This is a genomic window from Sphingobium amiense (assembly GCF_003967075.1).
Classification (GTDB): domain Bacteria; phylum Pseudomonadota; class Alphaproteobacteria; order Sphingomonadales; family Sphingomonadaceae; genus Sphingobium; species Sphingobium amiense.
In genome coordinates this window covers 253,422-269,728 of the sequence record NZ_AP018664.1, presented here as the reverse complement: position 1 = coordinate 269,728, position 16,307 = coordinate 253,422, and the positions used below count along the sequence as shown (strand labels likewise).

At 66.4% G+C, this 16,307-nt stretch carries 12 protein-coding genes and 1 pseudogene; 7 read left to right on the top strand and 6 right to left on the bottom strand.

The features are described from left to right. Positions 1-15 precede the first annotated feature (15 nt). From SAMIE_RS01285 to tilS, 4 genes are all read right to left on the bottom strand, one after another. Positions 16-1,323 (bottom strand): serpin family protein, encoded by a 1,308-nt coding sequence (locus SAMIE_RS01285; protein WP_066701459.1) that lies wholly within the window; start codon positions 1,321-1,323, stop codon positions 16-18. Between the two features lie 221 nt (positions 1,324-1,544). Continuing rightward, positions 1,545-3,494 (bottom strand): ATP-dependent zinc metalloprotease FtsH, encoded by a 1,950-nt coding sequence (ftsH, locus tag SAMIE_RS01280; protein ID WP_066701461.1) that lies wholly within the window; start codon positions 3,492-3,494, stop codon positions 1,545-1,547. 100 nt (positions 3,495-3,594) lie between these two features. Next, positions 3,595-3,786: a hypothetical protein gene (locus tag SAMIE_RS01275; RefSeq protein ID WP_066701463.1), complete on the bottom strand. Its 192-nt coding sequence runs from the start codon at positions 3,784-3,786 to the stop codon at positions 3,595-3,597. 143 nt (positions 3,787-3,929) lie between these two features. Further along, entirely contained in the window at positions 3,930-4,886 is a 957-nt protein-coding gene (gene tilS / locus SAMIE_RS01270) for a tRNA lysidine(34) synthetase TilS (RefSeq protein ID WP_083952552.1), read from the bottom strand. Between the two features lie 196 nt (positions 4,887-5,082). Between tilS and SAMIE_RS23665 the strand changes: the two genes are divergently transcribed. From SAMIE_RS23665 to nadB, 4 genes and pseudogenes are all read left to right on the top strand, one after another. After that, positions 5,083-5,253, top strand: coding sequence for a hypothetical protein (locus tag SAMIE_RS23665; protein WP_232037340.1), 171 nt, complete (start codon positions 5,083-5,085; stop codon positions 5,251-5,253). Between the two features lie 233 nt (positions 5,254-5,486). Then, complete coding sequence (locus SAMIE_RS01260; protein ID WP_066701465.1) at positions 5,487-6,413, top strand: ABC transporter ATP-binding protein; 927 nt, start codon at positions 5,487-5,489, stop codon at positions 6,411-6,413. Beyond that, positions 6,406-6,857 (top strand): annotated as a pseudogene (locus tag SAMIE_RS24085) (endonuclease domain-containing protein). The gene SAMIE_RS01260 and the pseudogene SAMIE_RS24085 overlap by 8 nt, the downstream one beginning before the upstream one ends. After that, positions 6,854-8,446: an L-aspartate oxidase gene (nadB, locus tag SAMIE_RS01250; protein ID WP_066701468.1), complete on the top strand. Its 1,593-nt coding sequence runs from the start codon at positions 6,854-6,856 to the stop codon at positions 8,444-8,446. The pseudogene SAMIE_RS24085 and the gene nadB overlap by 4 nt, the downstream one beginning before the upstream one ends. A 112-nt stretch (positions 8,447-8,558) precedes the next feature. Here nadB and SAMIE_RS01245 read toward each other — a convergent pair whose 3' ends face one another. Continuing rightward, complete coding sequence (locus tag SAMIE_RS01245) at positions 8,559-9,401, bottom strand: alpha/beta fold hydrolase (protein WP_066701470.1); 843 nt, start codon at positions 9,399-9,401, stop codon at positions 8,559-8,561. Between the two features lie 174 nt (positions 9,402-9,575). On the opposite strand from SAMIE_RS01245, the gene SAMIE_RS01240 reads away from it, so the two are divergent. Further along, positions 9,576-10,709: a serine hydrolase gene (locus SAMIE_RS01240; protein WP_066701472.1), complete on the top strand. Its 1,134-nt coding sequence runs from the start codon at positions 9,576-9,578 to the stop codon at positions 10,707-10,709. Here SAMIE_RS01240 and SAMIE_RS01235 read toward each other — a convergent pair whose 3' ends face one another. Next, positions 10,710-11,513, bottom strand: a complete 804-nt coding sequence (locus tag SAMIE_RS01235; protein ID WP_066701474.1) for a transporter — start codon at positions 11,511-11,513, stop codon at positions 10,710-10,712. A gap of 110 nt (positions 11,514-11,623) precedes the next feature. Here SAMIE_RS01235 and polA point away from each other — a divergent pair, with 110 nt between their 5' ends. Both polA and cysS read left to right on the top strand, forming a co-directional pair. Next, complete coding sequence (gene polA / locus SAMIE_RS01230; protein ID WP_066701480.1) at positions 11,624-14,410, top strand: DNA polymerase I; 2,787 nt, start codon at positions 11,624-11,626, stop codon at positions 14,408-14,410. Positions 14,411-14,703: 293 nt separating this feature from the next. Then, complete coding sequence (gene cysS / locus SAMIE_RS01225) at positions 14,704-16,221, top strand: cysteine--tRNA ligase (protein ID WP_066701482.1); 1,518 nt, start codon at positions 14,704-14,706, stop codon at positions 16,219-16,221. The last annotated feature ends 86 nt before the right edge of the window (positions 16,222-16,307 follow it).

Sequence of the window (16,307 nt, the reverse complement as noted above, 5' to 3'; positions counted from 1 at the left end):
ACCGCGGACTTCGGCTCAGTCTGTGCGATCGTTCGTCATGACATGGCGGCCCATGAACAATATCAGTCCGCTCGACCTGTCGCGGAGGAGATAGAAAAATGGCCTGTCCGCGCGAAAAACGACCGGCGGCGGGGGTGGCGGACCCCTTCTGCCCGAACTTATGATATCGCCAGTCACGGCGGTCGAAGCGGCCGCCTCAGCCCCATATTCGTCCACATCCAGCCGGGCCTGATGGATGATTTGCGTTATCTTCAGCCCCTCCGCACCCGGCCCGCTGCCTTTCAACGGAGCCATTCCAGAAAAGTCCGCAGCGTCGCTGAACGGCGTAGGCGCCCCCATGTCGTGCAACGGCTCCTTCAAATCCATCCCCCATTCGGCATGCATGCGCGGTATGGTCAGGATCGTGTCGCGCAGGGGGGCCGATCGCAGGTCGTTCAGCCATCGGGACAGTTTTTTGTCCGTCAACCCGGACTCGAACCTCCGAAATCCTTCAGGATCACCGGGAAGGAATATCGTCATCGCCATGTTGCTCCCCGCATAGGGCAGGTCAATGACCTGCACGCCACCGCGATGCAGGGAGGCAAACTGGCCGCGTTGCTGCATGAGCAACATCGGCGCCTTTTTGCCGTCGAGCCTCCTAAATGGTTCGGTCCTGGTCAGTTTCGCATCGAACGGCGACGCCCAGCGCCCTTTCCAGTAGATGGCGTTGACGAGGACCGTCCGCGTTTCTTTTGTGACCTTGTCCCGTTCCAGCAGGTCGCGGATGCGGTCACTTGTCGCTTTCGCGACCCACGCGTTGATCTCCACTCTCGATTTTTCGTGGTCCTTGCGGAAATCGGTGTAGTGCAGACCGGCACTCATATATTTCTGCACATCCATACGGTAATCGACGTGCAGCGGCAAACCGTCCTGGACCCAGATCGCGTTGGCCATCTGGAGCGTCCGGGCTTCGCCGACAGGACTTATGGCGGCGAAGGCTTCTGCGCTCAGCGGAAGATAGGCCTTCGGATCTGCGTTATAGTGCAGCACGCTGCGAAGCTCCGTGGCCGTGCGGCCAGCAGCGCCCCGATAGGCGAGCGCAACGGCGGTCGAAACGCTGGCCGGGGACAGGAACAGGTTACCCCCGTCGGCGAGCATATGCCTGTAGAGATCGAGCGAGAACGCATTGATCCCTGAAACTGTCTCCTCCGCTCGTGACGACACTGCCACGGGTTGCACGCCCTGGTGCGAGACCTCTCCATCCGATGTGGCGGCCTGCGCCATGCCCTGGCTCGGCAGAACTGCCAATGATGCCAGCATCACCGCACACAGGGTCAATTTCATGTTCTCGAACCTCATTCCATCGCTCGTCTGGCAGGACGTTTAGCGTCAGAGATATATCGGTTCGTCACCGGCTATGCTTAACCGCATGTCCATGCCCACGATGTCCGCTTCAAGGCAGATCCATCGCATCACCGCTTGCCCGCACCCCTCCATCACCCCCGCACCACGAAAAAGGCGGAGCCACCGGCCCCGCCCTCTCGTTTTTTACGCTCGCTTCGGCCTCACGCGCCCAGCGGCGTCGGGTCGCCGAACGGACCCTTGCGCTTGCGGGTGCGGGGGATGGAGCTGCCCGCCGCCGGAATGGCCGAAGGCCTGATCGTCGTCCCGTCCTCGCGGGTGATCTCGCCCTTGTCGAGCAGCGTCTTGATCTCCTCGCCGCTCAGCGTTTCATATTCCAGCATCGCGCTGGCGAGCAGGTGCAACTGGTTCTCATGATCCTTGAGGATCGACTGCGCGCGGGCATAGCCCTGCTCGACCAGCCCGCGGATTTCCGCGTCGATCAGCTTCGCGGTTTCGTCGGACATATGGACGCGCTGGCTCTGCGAATAGCCGAGGAAGGTTTCGCCCTGCTGTTCTTCGTACTGGAGCGGGCCGAGCTTGTCGGACATGCCCCACTGCGTCACCATGTCGCGGGCGAGCTTGGTCGCATACTGGATGTCGCCCGATGCGCCGCTCGACACCTTGTCATGGCCGAAGATGATCTCTTCCGCCACGCGCCCGCCCATCGCGACCGCCATGTTGGCGTGCATCTTGTCGCGGTGATAGCTGTAGCTGTCGCGCTCCGGCAGGCGCATCACCATGCCCAGCGCACGGCCGCGCGGGATGATCGTCGCCTTGTGGATCGGGTCGGACGCGGGTTCATGGACCGCGACGATGGCGTGGCCCGCCTCATGATAGGCGGTCATCTTCTTTTCATCGTCGGTCATGACCATCGAGCGGCGTTCGCTGCCCATCATCACCTTGTCCTTCGCCGCCTCGAACTCGTCCATGGCGACGAGGCGCTTGCCCCGGCGCGCGGCCATCAGCGCCGCTTCGTTGACGAGGTTGGCGAGGTCCGCGCCGGAAAAGCCCGGCGTGCCGCGCGCGATGGTGCGCGGGTTCACGTCCGGCGCCAGCGGCACCTTCTTCATGTGGACGGCGAGGATCTTCTCGCGGCCCTCGATGTCGGGGCGCGGCACCACGACCTGCCGGTCGAAGCGGCCCGGACGCAGCAGCGCGGGGTCGAGCACGTCGGGGCGGTTGGTCGCCGCGACGATGATGATGCCCTCGTTCGCCTCGAACCCGTCCATTTCGACCAGAAGCTGATTCAGCGTCTGCTCGCGCTCGTCATTGCCGTTGCCAAGGCCCGCGCCGCGATGGCGGCCGACCGCGTCGATTTCGTCGATGAAGACGATGCAGGGCGCGTTCTTCTTCGCCTGTTCGAACATGTCGCGCACGCGGCTCGCGCCCACGCCGACGAACATTTCCACGAAGTCGGAGCCGGAAATGGTGAAGAAGGGCACACCCGCCTCGCCCGCGATGGCGCGCGCCAGCAGCGTCTTGCCGGTGCCGGGCGACCCGACCAGCAGCGCGCCCTTGGGGATCTTGCCGCCCAATCGCGCAAATTTGGTCGGGTCCTTCAGGAACTCGACGATTTCCTGCAATTCCTCGCGCGCCTCGTCGATGCCCGCGACATCGTCGAACGTCACCTTGCCATGCTTTTCGGTCAGCAGCTTGGCCTTGGACTTGCCGAAGCCCATCGCCCCGCCCGCGCCGCCGCCCTTCTGCATCTGGCGCAGCACGAAGAAGGCTATCCCTAAGATCAGCAGGAACGGCAGCGACTGGTAGATGAGGATCATCCAGAAGCTCGGCTGTTCTTCCGCCTGCCCCGAATATTTGACGTTATAGTCGTCCAGCAGGCCGGTGAGGCCCGGATCGTTGACCGGAACGGTCGAGAATTTCTGCCCGCTCGACAGCGTGCCGCTGATCCTGTTGGGCGCGATGGCGACGTCCTTGACCTGGCCCTCCTGCACCTTCGAGCGGAATTCGGAATAGGCGATGCCGGTGCCCGCGGTCGAAGCGGTGCGGCTGTCGAACAGCGATACGAAGAGGAGCAGCGCCACGATGACGCCGGCCCATATCATCGCGCTCTTGATCCAGGGGTTGCCCTGCGGGTCTTTCTCGTCGTTCATCATCACTCTCTTTCAGCCGACAAGATAGGGCGCGCCGGCAAAAGCGCAAGCGCGGCAGGCCGTGCTCCCGGCCCCTTCCGTCGGTCTATTCGCCGGGTCTTTACCCGCCGATGAACAGCGTCGCCGCCACATAGGCGAGCGCGATGGCCACGCCGCCCGACAGGCCGCACAGCAGATAGCCCATGTAGAGCAGCAGCGGCGGATGCGGCCGCGCCAGTTTCCGGTTCCGTTGCGCCGCCGAAAGAATGACGCTCGCCAGCAGGCCGTAGGTCAGGGCCGCAAATTCCACCATCGTTCCAAAAATCCCCGCTTGAAGAGCCTTATCCCTACCCAAAGCGCGTTAAGGATTCATCTTCGCAGCGCACAAAATCGGCGAAAGGAGCCGCCGGAGCGACGACGTGCGGAACATTTCCGAAGCGACATGAAATCGTTGCGCTACCGGCGGGGCGGGGCGGGGCGCAGACGCCAGATCGCGCCGCCTTTCAGCAGCCAGCGCCCCAGACTCGCCTGCCCCCCCGCCCGCGCCTGCGCCAGCGCATGATCGAGCGCCTCGCCACGCGGCGGCGCGCCCTCCGGCTCGGCGAGCGCCAGCATGTGCAGGACCAGACGCCGCAGATATTCGCGCGGCAGGTCGCTGCGGTCCAGCGCCCAGCCGCCGTCCTCCGCCCGCACATGCGCCTGCGCCAGCGCCGCGACGCTCCACCCGATCGCCGCCTCCGCTTCCGCCAGAGCGGCGGCGCTGCGGGCCAGCGCGGGCGCGTCGATCCAGTCCGCGCCCTCCAGCGCCTGCCGCATCGCCGCGCGGTCGAAGCGCGGATCGCGGTTGGACGGATCGTCGACGAAGGGCAGCCCCTGCGCCCGCGCGAACGCCAGCAGCGCCGCCTTGCGCTGCCCCAGCAGCGGCCGGACGACCCGCCCGCTCCGCGCCCGCACGCCCGCGAGTCCCGCGACGCCCGACCCGCGATTGAGCCGCATCAGCAGCGTTTCGGCCTGATCGTCGGCATGGTGCGCGGTCATGATCCAGTCGATGCCCCGCGCCGCGCGCCAGCCCTCGATCAAGCGATAGCGCATCGTCCGCGCCCATGCCTGCACATTGCCCGCGACCGGCGCGTCAGGCGTCAGCGTCACATGCGGCACCCCCGCCTGCCCGCACCAGCGCGCGACCATCGCCGCTTCCCCGGCCGATTCGGGGCGCAGGCCATGGTCGACCGTCACCGCCTCGACCCGCCCGGCAAAGGCTGAAGCCGCCAACGCCAGCAGCGCCATGCTGTCCGGCCCGCCCGACACCGCGACGCCATATCGCGCTGCGGGATCGTCCCCCGTCAGGCGCAGCGTTTCGCCGCGGAAATCCGCGCGCAGCGTTTCGGCATCGTCCGGGCGGTCGGGCGTCATGCCGCACCGCTTCCACAGCCGCGCGGCGAAATCCATCCCTTCCGTGCGCAACCCCGCTCTTTCCTACAGCTTCCGTGCCGGATCATCCTGCGGCATGGACCAGACATCTTCCCCCGCTTCGCCCCGCCCTGCCCGCGCCCGCTGAACGCCGGACACGCAGCGCATCTTCCTCCTCGCCCTGCTCGAAAGCGGCTGCGTGACGCAGGCCGCGCGTGTCGTGGGCATGTCGCGGTCGAGCGCACACCGGCTGCGCGCCCGGCTCGCGGGCACGCATTTCGACCGTCACTGGGCCAATGCGCTGCTGTTCCATGCGCAGCGCCTCGCCGACCCGCTCGCTCCGGAGCGCCCGCGCCCGCCCCGCACCTGACCTGTCGCGCCGGTGTCGCGCCGGTGTCGCGTCCCTGTCGCCTTACCGGCGCTTCACCGGCGCGTGACCGTCGCATCGGCGGCGCATCACGGGCGCGTCGCGCCGCGATTTCGCCCGTCCCGCCTGATCCTGCAACGGTGTGAACTTCGGCCCCCGTGAACCTGTCGCTTCGGTGTCGCTTTGATGTCGCGCCCTCTTCCCTTCCGTGGCCCCGATCCCCATAGAGATCAGCCATGACCGACACGCCCCAAGCCGCCATCGAAATCCGCAACCTGACCAAGGTCTACAAGGGCGGCAAGCGCGCGCTCGACGGCATCAACCTGTCGATCCCGCGCGGCCAGATCTACGGCCTGCTCGGCCCCAACGGCGCGGGCAAGTCGACCACGATCAACATCCTCGCGGGCCTCGTCAACAAGACGGAGGGCGATGTCAGCATCTGGGGCTTCGACATCGACGCGCATCCCCGCAATGCCAAGAATTCCATCGGCATCGTGCCGCAGGAAATCGTCTTCGATCCCTTCTTCACCCCCTTCGAAACGCTGGAAAATCAGGCGGGCTATTATGGCGTGCCCAAGGACCGCCGCCGTTCCATGGAACTGCTGCGCGCCGTCCATCTGGAGGACAAGGCCAACGCTTACGCCCGCACGCTGTCGGGCGGCATGAAGCGGCGGCTGCTGGTGGCGAAGGCGATGGTGCACTCGCCGCCGATCCTCGTGCTCGATGAACCCACGGCGGGCGTCGATGTGCAGCTCCGCCAGCAGCTCTGGGCCTATGTCCGCGAACTCAATGCCCGCGGCGTCACCATCGTGCTGACGACTCACTATCTGGAGGAAGCCGAGGAACTGTGCGACCGCATCGGCATCATCAACCATGGCCGCCTCATCACCGACAAGCCGACCCGTGAACTCATCGCCATGGCGCAGGAAAAGGTGGTGCAGGTGACCGTCGACCGCGACATCGCCGCCGCGCCTGACGCTCCCTGCTTCGAGAAGGTCGACCTCATCGACGAACGCACGCTCACCATCACCTACATGAAGGACCGCGCCAACGCCGGCCAGGTGCTGAGCGCGGTGCAGGCGAGCGGCCTCTCCATCGTCGACGTCGTCACCCGCGACCCCGATCTGGAGGATGTGTTCCTCAACCTGACCGCGGATGCGTGAAGGCAATGTCCCCCCTCCCGCAAGCGGGAGGGGGCCAGGGGGTGGGCAGGCGCGGCCTTTCAAGCAACGCGCTACCGGAAGCGCAAAGCAACTCCGCAACAATGCGACCTCTTCCGAAAAGCTATTGTGGCAATGCCTTCGCAACCGAAAGCTCGGCCATAAATTCAGCCGCCAGATGCCGGTCGGCCCCTATTTCGCCGATTCCTCTGCCGCGAGTTGCGCATCATGATCGAACTCGACGGCGCGAGCCACGATCAGACAGCGGAATATGACGCTCGGCGTGACGCCTACTGCCGGTCTCAGGGCTACGAAATCTTGCGCTTTTCCAATGCAGATGTGATGGGCAATCTGGAAGGCGTGGTTCTCCAGATCGAAGCTGCGCTCCCACAAACGCCCACCCCCGGCCCCTCCCGCAAGCGGGAGGGGAGAAAAGACCCGCTATGACCACCACCCTTCACGATGTCGTCATCATCGGTTCCGGCGCCGCCGGTCTCACCGCCGCGATCAATCTGGCGCAGGACCGCAGGGTGCTGGTGCTGGCGAAGGGCGCGCTCGACAGCGGGTCGACCAACTGGGCGCAGGGCGGCATCGCCGCAGTGCTCGACGGCGGCGACAGTTTCGAGGCGCATGTCCATGACACGATGGTCGCGGGAGCGGGCCTCAACGATCGCGCCACGGTCGAGTTCGTCGTCTCCGAAGCGCCCGCCGCCATCGAGCGGCTCGCCGCACTCGGCGTGCCGTTCAACGGGGGCGAGGAGTTTGGCGAACGCTGGCACCTGACGCGGGAGGGCGGGCACAGCCACCGCCGCATCGTCCATGTCGACGACGCCACCGGCCACGCCGTGCAGGTCGCGCTGCTGAAAGCCGCCCGCGCCAATCCCAACATCACGCTGATGGAGGATATGGTCGCCATCGACCTCATCACCTCCCGCCATGGCGAACGCTATTCGGGCGATGGCCATGTCTGGGGCGTCTACGCCGTCAACCGCAAGACGAAGCGGGTCGATACGCTGCTGGGCCGCGCGACGATCCTGTGCACCGGCGGCGCGGGGCGCACCTACCTCTTCTCCACCGCCCCGCGCGGCGCGACCGGCGATGGCATCGCGATGGCGTGGCGCGCGGGCTGCCGCGTCTCGAACATGGAGATGAACCAGTTCCACCCGACCTGCCTCTACAATCTGGAGGTCAAGAATTTCCTCATCACCGAAGCGGTGCGCGGCGAAGGCGGGCATCTCAAAATCCCCGGCACCGGCGAGCGCTTCATGCCCCGCTTCGACGAACGCGAGGAACTCGCCCCCCGCGACGTGGTGGCCCGCGCCATCGACCATGAGATCAAGCGGCTCGGCCTCGACTACGTCCATCTCGACATCAGCCACAAAGACCCCGAATTCGTGAAGCACCACTTCCCGACCATCTACGCCCGCCTCCTCGATCTCGACATCGACATCACGAAGGAGCCGATCCCGGTCGTCCCGGCGCAGCATTATACCTGCGGCGGCGTGGTCATCGACCTTGACGGCCGCACCGACCTGCCCGGCCTCTATGCCGCCGGGGAAGTCAGCGAAAGCGGCCTTCACGGCGCGAACCGGCTCGCGTCCAACTCGCTGCTCGAATGTTTCGTCTTCGGCGAAGCGGCGGCGCGGCATATCCGCGCCAACTGGGATGCGCTGCCCCCGCCGCCGCCGATCCGGCCGTGGGACGAAAGCCGTGTCACCAACAGCGACGAGGAAGTGATCGTCCAGCACAACTGGAAGGAAATCCGCCGCTTCATGTGGGACTATGTCGGCATCGTCCGCACCACCAAGCGGCTGGAGCGCGCGCAGCACCGCATCGACCTGCTGGCGAAGGAAGTGGACGATTATTACGGCAATTTCCGCGTCACGCCCGACCTCATCGAACTGCGCAACCTGCTGGAAGTCGCGCGGCTGGTGGTCCGCTCGGCGCTTCACCGCAAGGAAAGCCGGGGTCTCCACTACACGCTCGATTATCCCGAAACGCTCGCCCAAGCGGTCGATACCGTCCTGGCACCGTAAAAAAGAAGGCGGGCGCGCCGGGGGACGCGCTCGCCTCGTGAGTTTGAGGAGGGACGCTCGAAGCGTCCACGTCCTTCCTGTCAGGCGAACGGCGCGGTCGCTTTGATCCGTGTCAAATCGCCGCCAGAAACTGCCGGAGCAGCGCATTGAACCGCGCCGCCTGATCCCGCATCACCATATGGCCGCTCGGCCCCAGCGGTTTCAGCATCGTCCCTTTCCTACTCCCGTAGGCGCTGCGAAAGCGGTCGGCGATGGCGGCGTTCATCTGCGCGTCGTCGCCCACGGCATAGACGACCTCCAGCGGAACGGTGAGGCGGGCAAGCTGCGGGCCAAGGTCGATATTGGCAAGGTCGCGCAGCGCCCCGGCGATCACGTCCGGGTCGCTCCCCTGCGCGCCGGGCGTCCGCCCGACGATCTGCGCGAGAGTGCGCCGCCCTGCCGCCGTGCCGGTCAGATACCCGCTGAGCTGATCGGCGAGAAAGCCCATGCCGCTCGCCGTTCCGCCGACCATCGCCGCTCCGGCGGGAAGCATGTCCACCACCATGACCCGCGACGCCAGCCCCTTCAGCCCCAGCATCATCGCCAGCGTGCCGCCCATCGAATGACCCACGATGGCGGGGCGCATCAGCCCCGCCGCGCCGATATAGCGGGCGATCTCGTCCGCGACCGGCTGCACCACCGGCCCGCTCGCATTGCCCTCCGGCGCGAGGCCCGCAAATCCCCGCACATGGACGATGTGCAGCCGACAGCCCGGCAGCGCGTCGACCACGCCGCTCCACACCCCCGGCCCGCTCGCAAGGCCGGGGATCAGCAGCACGTCGCGCCCCGCGCCGCGCACCGTCACCGCGATCCGGCGCGATACGAAGGGCGCAGCGACCGCACGGCCCGCCATCATCGCAATGCCGCCCGCCGCCGCGCCGGTCAGCCAGGTCCGTCTGTCTACTCGAAAAGCCATGGCCCGCTATTGCCGCTTCGCCGCTGAACCGCAACTGATCGGATCGTCGTCCGCGTTCAACGGGTTGCCCCGTTCATCCTCTCTCCATCGCATTTGTGGAATCATTCGTCGCACGGTGCTTGCCGATACCGCCGGGCGCCGCGCCTAATGGACAGGAGAGAGTGCGGGGTTTGGATGACATCGAATAATAATCGGGGCGGGTCCGCGCGCTTCGTCCTGCTGATCGCAGCGCTGTCGGCCTGCGTGAGCGCGCCGCAGGGAAGGCAGGCGGAAGCTGCCGCCGCCGTGCCGCAAAAGCCGCAGCCCAAGACGAACACATGGCCGATCAAGCCGGTCGCCAACCCGCCCGAACCCTATCAGGACATCGACCAGAACGAAGCGCCGCCGCCCGCGCTCGTCGATGTCGTCCGCAATCTGGGCCAGAGTTTCAATGGCAAGGTCGGGATCGCCGTGCGCCGCATTGGCGCGGACTGGACCGTCGCGTGGAACGGCAACGCCCTCTTCCCGCAGCAGAGCGTGTCGAAACTCTGGGTCGCGATGACTTTCCTCGACGCGGTGGATCGCGGCAAGCTGCGCATTACCGATACCGCGACGATCACCCGCAACGACCTCACCCTTTTTCATCAGCCCAGCGCCATGATGCTCAAGGACGGGATGTGGACGACCAGCTATTCCGACCTCCTCCACCGCGCCATGACGCAGAGCGACAATACCGCCAACGACACGCTGCTCCGCGCGGTCGGCGGGCCGGAAGCGGTGCGCGGCTATCTCGCCCGCAAGACGATCCGCGACATCCGCTTCGGGCCGGGCGAGCGGCTGCTGCAATCGGCGACGGCGGGTCTGGACTGGCGGCAGGATTATTCGGTCGGCCGCAATTTCTACGCCGCGCGGGCAAAGCTGCCCATGGCGGCGCGGGTGAAGGCGCTCGACCGCTATCTCGCCAATCCGCCCGACGGTGCGGCGCCCTCCTCCATCGTGCAGGCGCTGGCGCGGCTCAAGCAGAACCGGATGCTGTCGCCCGCCTCCTCGCGCCTGCTCATGTCGATCATGTCGGAAGCGAAGACCGGGCCGCGCCGGATCAAGGGCGGCGTGCCGCCGGGCTGGACCTATCTGCACAAGACCGGCACGGGGCAGGATCTCCCGCCGCGCTCGACCGGCTATAACGACATCGGCATCATGACCGCGCCCGATGGCACCAGCTATGCCGTCGCGGTGATGATCGGCTCCACCACCCGCCCGATCCCCGAGCGCATGGAACTGATGCAGGCTGTGTCGCGCGCCGTCGCCGCCAACCATGAAAAGCGCTGACTAGAAGCGGCGCACGATACCGACATATAGCTCCCGATCTGGGCTGTCGGGGTTGAGGCCCAGATTGACGCCGCCGTCGATCTGCCACGCCTTCCCCGGCTGCCACGCCAGCGACAGCCCGGCCAGCGCCTCCGTGCTGTGCCCCGATGGATCGTCGTCGCGCATCAGCGACGTTTCGACCGTAGCGGAAACCGCATCGCTCACGTCGATGTTCACGCCCATCACGCTGCCCCACGCCAGATGGCGCCCGTGCCGGTCCTCGTCCACCGCCGCATCCACTTCAGGCGTCGCCTCCAGCGCGACGCCCTTGCCCAGTTCATAGCTCACCGGCACCAGCAATCCGGCTCCCCAGTCCCCCGCCCCGATGGTCGATCCGCCGGTCGGCAGCGTGGCATAGGGCAGCAGCGCGACGGAAAAGCCCGACCCGTCCGGATTGCGCAGATTGCGCTTCACGCCGACGAACATATCGCCCACGCCCTCGCTGCGGTCGATGAGGCCGCTCGCCCTGTCCTTCACCCGCTCATGCCCGTAGGCCGTCCAGCCAAGCTGCGCTTCGAGACGATCGGTCAGCCCGAACCGCACCAGCAGATCGCCCGCCTCCACCGTGTCGGTGCGGCTCGCCGCGTCTTTCTCATGCGTCCAGTCGCCCAGCCCGAGTTCGGCAACCACCCGCCCCGGCTCCACCGTGCAGGGCGGCGTGCCGAGACCGGGGCGGTCGGGGCATAAGTCCCGTCCCTCCTGCGCTGCCGCAACGGCCGGAAGCGCGAACAGCGCCGCTCCCATCAGCATCGACCGGATCTTCATGACGCCCCCTTACTGGAAACGAAGCGGAAATCATCCTGCCGCCCGCGTGTTCCGTCAAACCCCGTGCCGCCCCACTGGAGAGGATCGCCCATCCGGGCTATCTCCACCCGATGACCCAGAATCACCTCTACCTCGTCGACGGCTCGGGCTATATCTTCCGCGCCTATCACCAGTTGCCTCCGCTCACCAACCGGCACGGCCAGCCGGTCGGCGCAGTCTATGGCTATACGACGATGCTGTGGAAGCTGGCGGAGGAACTGGGCCGCGCCGAAGGGCCGACGCACATGGCCGTGGTGCTGGACAAGGGGTCGCACACCTTCCGCAACGACATGTATGACCAGTATAAGGCGCACCGCCCGCCGCCGCCCGAGGATCTGGTCCCCCAGTTCCCGATGATCCGCGACGCGACCCGCGCCTTCTCCCTCCCCTGCATCGAGGAAGCGGGCTATGAGGCGGACGACATCATTGCGAGCTACACCCAGGCGGCGGTGGCGCAGGGCTGGCACGTCACCATCGTCAGCAGCGACAAGGATCTGATGCAGCTCATCCAGCCCGGCGTCGACATGTATGACACGATGAAGAATGAGCGGCGCGGCGCGGATTATGTCGTCGGCAAATTCGGCGTCGGGCCGGAACTGCTGGGCGACGTTCTGGCGCTGATGGGCGACAGCGTGGACAATGTGCCCGGCATCCCCGGCATCGGCCCCAAGACGGCGGCGAAGCTCATCACCGAATATGGCGGCCTCGAAGCGGCGCTGGAAGCCGCGCCGCTGATGAAGAAATCGAAGATGCAGGAAAACCTCATCGCCCATGCCGACATGGCCCGCCTGTCGCGCCGGCTGGTGGCGCTGCACGACAGGATGGACCTGCCCGAGCCGCTGGAGGAACTGACGCTCAAGGGCATTCCCAAGGAGCCGTTGCAGGCGTTTCTGGAGCATCATGGCTTCAAGACCCTGCTGGGCCGCCTCGGTGCCCCGGCGGCGGCGGTCGCGGTGGCGGCGGCAGCGGCGGCGGCGACCGACGAAGCCGCCCCGCCCCCGCCCGCCTTCGCCGACGAACCCGCCATAGACCGCAGCCTCTACGAAACCGTGGTGACGGAGGACGCGCTCGACCGCTGGATCGCGGCGGCGCAGGCGGAGGGCGTGGTAGCGGTCGATACCGAGACCGACATGCTCGACTGCGTCTCCTGCGGCCTCGTCGGCATCAGCCTTGCGACCGGGCCGAACGCGGCCTGCTACATACCCGTGGGCCATGGCGGCACCGACATGTTCGCCGAGCGGCCCGCGCAACTGGACAAGGCGCTGGTGCTGGCAAAGCTCAAGCCGCTGCTGGAGGATGATGCCGTCCTCAAGGTCGGCCAGAACCTCAAATATGACCTCACCGTCCTGCGCCGCCACGGTATCGAAGTCGCGCCCTATGACGACACCATTGTCATGAGCTTCGACCTTGACGCCGGACAGAGCCTCGCCGGGCACGGCATGGACGAAGCCGCGCGGGTTCACCTCAATCACCAGTGCATCAGCTTCAAGGACGTGGTCGGCTCCGGCAAGAACCAGATCACCTTCGGCGAAGTCCCCCTCGACCGCGCGACCGAATATGCCGCCGAGGACGCGGACGTAACGCTGCGCCTGTGGAAACGCTTCAAGACCCGCGTCGCCAATGAAGGCGCGAGCCGCGTCTACGAACTGGTCGACCGCCCGCTCGTCGGCGTGATCGCGGGCATGGAATTTGAAGGGATCAAGGTCGACCGAGAGGCGCTGTCACGCCTCTCCGCCGAGTTCACCGCGGGCATCGCCGCACTGGAAACGGAAATCCACGAAATCGCAGGCCAGCCCTTCGCCATCGGATCGACCCAGCAACTCGGCGCGATCCTGTTCGACAAGATGGGCTACAAGGGCGGCAAGAAGGGCAAGTCCGGCGCTTATTCCACCGATGTCACCATCCTCGAACAGTTGAAGGCGCAGGGCGCGCTCATCGCCGCGAAAGTGCTGGAGTGGCGGCAGCTATCGAAGCTCAAATCCACCTATACCGACGCGCTTCAGGCGCAGATCAACCGGGATACCGGCCGCGTCCACACCAGCTATTCGCTGACCGGCGCGCAGACCGGCCGCCTCTCCTCGACCGATCCCAATCTCCAGAACATTCCCATCCGGACCGAGGTCGGGCGGCAGATCCGCCACGCCTTCGTCGCCGAACCGGGCAACGTCATCCTCGCCGCTGACTACAGCCAGATCGAACTGCGCCTCGCCGCCCATATGGCGGACGTGCCCGCGCTGCGCGAAGCCTTCGCCAACGGGGAGGATATTCACGCCGCCACCGCGCAGCAACTGTTCGGGGAGGTCAACCGCGACACGCGCGGGCGCGCGAAGACGATCAACTTCGCGATCCTCTACGGCATCTCCCGCTGGGGTCTGGCCGGACGGCTGGAGATCGGCGCGGACGAAGCGCAGGACATGATAAGCCGCTATTATGAGCGCTTCCCCGGCATCAGCGTCTATATCAACGACACGATCGAGAAGGCGCGCAGGCTGGGCTACACCGAAACCCTGTTCGGGCGGAAGACATGGTTTCCCCGCATCGCCGCCCCCATCCAGCATGAACGGCAGGGGGCGGAGCGCGCGGCGATCAACGCGCCCATTCAGGGCACCAGCGCCGACATCATCAAGCGGGCGATGGCGCGCATGGGACCGGCGCTGGAAGCGGCGGGACTGCCCAACGTCAGGATGCTGCTTCAGGTCCATGACGAACTGGTGTTCGAACTGCCCGCAGGCGATGTGGACGCCGCCAGCGCCGTCATCCGACACGTCATGGAAACCGCCGCCGAACCGCTCGTCAAACTCTCGGTGCCGCTGGGCGTCGAAATCGGCACGGGATTGAGCTGGGGTGCGGCGCACTGAGCGGCGCCCGCTGGTTCGAGTGGCCCGGCGCGGTTCTGCGCGATGCCTGGGAGGGAGCTTTTCGCGCCACCTGACCCGCGCCCGGCACACTCGATGCGAACCGACATCGCGGCGGGATGAGGGGGGCACCGCCGCCGCCAGAGGAACCCGGCTCGCCTCCTCAATCTGAGCACCGAAGGACCGTTGCGCAAGGCCGGGCGGCGCGGGGCAACATTATATTACAATGCCGCCAGCGGAGCGCCGCTTCGCCAATGCCCGTTGACGCCCGCCCCTTCCCGCGACACAGGACATGCATGTCCGACGACCAGCACACGCCCGCGCCGCTGCGCCTGTTCAACAGCCTCTCCCGCTCGATCCAGCCCTTTACGCCGATCGAGGAAGGCCATGCGCGCGTCTATAGCTGCGGCCCGACCGTCTACAACTACGCCCATATCGGCAACCTGCGCGCCTATGTCTTCACCGACACGCTGCGCCGGACCCTGCTGTGGAAGGGGCTTGCCGTCACCCACATCATCAACATCACCGACGTCGGCCACCTCACCAGCGATGCCGACGCGGGCGATGACAAGATGGAGGCGGCGGCCCGCGCTGCGGCCAAAAGCATCTGGGACGTCGCGGCCCATTATACGCAGGCGTTCAAGCAGAATATCGCCGACCTCAACATCACGCCCCCAAGCGAATGGACGGTCGCGACCGACTATGTGCCGCAGATGATCGCCTTCGCGCAGAAGATCGCGCCCGCGCACTGCTACGAGCTGGAGAGCGGCCTCTATTTCGACAGCGCAACTGTGCCCGATTATGGCGCACTGGCAGGCGGCCGCGACGACGCTGCTCACGCCCGGATCGACCCGGTGGCGGGCAAGCGCAACCCCAGCGACTTCGCCATCTGGCGCAAGTCCCCGCCGGGCGAGCAGCGGCAGATGGAATGGGACAGCCCGTGGGGACGGGGCGCGCCGGGCTGGCACCTCGAATGCTCGGTCATGAGCCAGGCGCGCCTCGGCCAGCCGTTCGACATCCACACCGGCGGCATCGACCATCGCGAAATCCACCACCCCAACGAGATCGCCCAGAATCAGGCGTTCCATGCCTGCTGCGGTCCGGAGATCGGTGAAGCGGAAGCGGGCTTCACCGGCGCGCGCTGGTGGATGCACAACAATTTCCTCGTGGACCGTCAGGGCAAGATGAGCAAGTCGAAGGGCGGCTTCACCACCCTCTTCACCCTGATCGACGCGGGCGTCCACCCCCTCGCCTACCGCCTGCTGTGCCTTGGCGCCCATTATCGCAGCGAACTGGAGTTCAGCGCGGACAATCTGGCGGCCGCCCTGACGCGCCTCAAGCGCCTCGTCATGGCGGTCGAGGGGCTGAAGGCCCGCGCCGAGGGCGTGACATGGCAATCGCCCCGCCTCGACTATCTGCGCGCCAATCTGCATCCCAAACTCGCGCCGCTGCTGGAGCAGTTCGACGCGGCGATCAGCGACGACCTCATGACCCCGCGCGCCCTGCCGCTGCTGGAAGAAGCCGTCGCGATGAAGAAAGTGCCGGTCGACGAGAAGCTGTGCCTCATCGCGGCATTCGATCAGGCGCTGGGCCTCAACCTGCTGACGCTGACCCGCGCCGACCTGCGGGTCGCTCCGAAGGATGCGCAGATCACGCCGGAGGAGATCGAAGCGGAACTGGAACGCCGCACTGCCGCCCGCGCCGAAAAGGACTTCGCCCTGTCGGACGAAATCCGAGACGGCCTCATCGCCCGCGGCGTCGAGGTGATGGACGGCGATCCGCTGCGCTGGGACTGGCGGCTGACGCTGGGCTAGAGCATTTTCGAAGCGGACGGGCACGTCCGCTGGCTCGGAAAAGGCGGCAAACAAACACATCTGCTCATGATCCGATGCAATATGAT

Bases quoted from the DNA above. Each gene is read 5' to 3' on its own strand.
- nadB (WP_066701468.1), top strand. From the start codon at position 6,854: ATGACCACCACCCTTCACGATGTCGTCATCATCGGTTCCGGCGCCGCC.
- SAMIE_RS01260 (WP_066701465.1), top strand. From the start codon at position 5,487: ATGACCGACACGCCCCAAGCCGCCATCGAAATCCGCAACCTGACCAAG.
- ftsH (WP_066701461.1), bottom strand. From the start codon at position 3,494: ATGAACGACGAGAAAGACCCGCAGGGCAACCCCTGGATCAAGAGCGCG.
- SAMIE_RS01240 (WP_066701472.1), top strand. From the start codon at position 9,576: ATGACATCGAATAATAATCGGGGCGGGTCCGCGCGCTTCGTCCTGCTG.
- polA (WP_066701480.1), top strand. From the start codon at position 11,624: ATGACCCAGAATCACCTCTACCTCGTCGACGGCTCGGGCTATATCTTC.
- cysS (WP_066701482.1), top strand. From the start codon at position 14,704: ATGTCCGACGACCAGCACACGCCCGCGCCGCTGCGCCTGTTCAACAGC.
- SAMIE_RS01235 (WP_066701474.1), bottom strand. From the start codon at position 11,513: ATGAAGATCCGGTCGATGCTGATGGGAGCGGCGCTGTTCGCGCTTCCG.
- SAMIE_RS01285 (WP_066701459.1), bottom strand. From the start codon at position 1,323: ATGAAATTGACCCTGTGTGCGGTGATGCTGGCATCATTGGCAGTTCTG.
- SAMIE_RS01275 (WP_066701463.1), bottom strand. From the start codon at position 3,786: ATGGTGGAATTTGCGGCCCTGACCTACGGCCTGCTGGCGAGCGTCATT.
- SAMIE_RS01245 (WP_066701470.1), bottom strand. From the start codon at position 9,401: ATGGCTTTTCGAGTAGACAGACGGACCTGGCTGACCGGCGCGGCGGCG.
- tilS (WP_083952552.1), bottom strand. From the start codon at position 4,886: ATGACGCCCGACCGCCCGGACGATGCCGAAACGCTGCGCGCGGATTTC.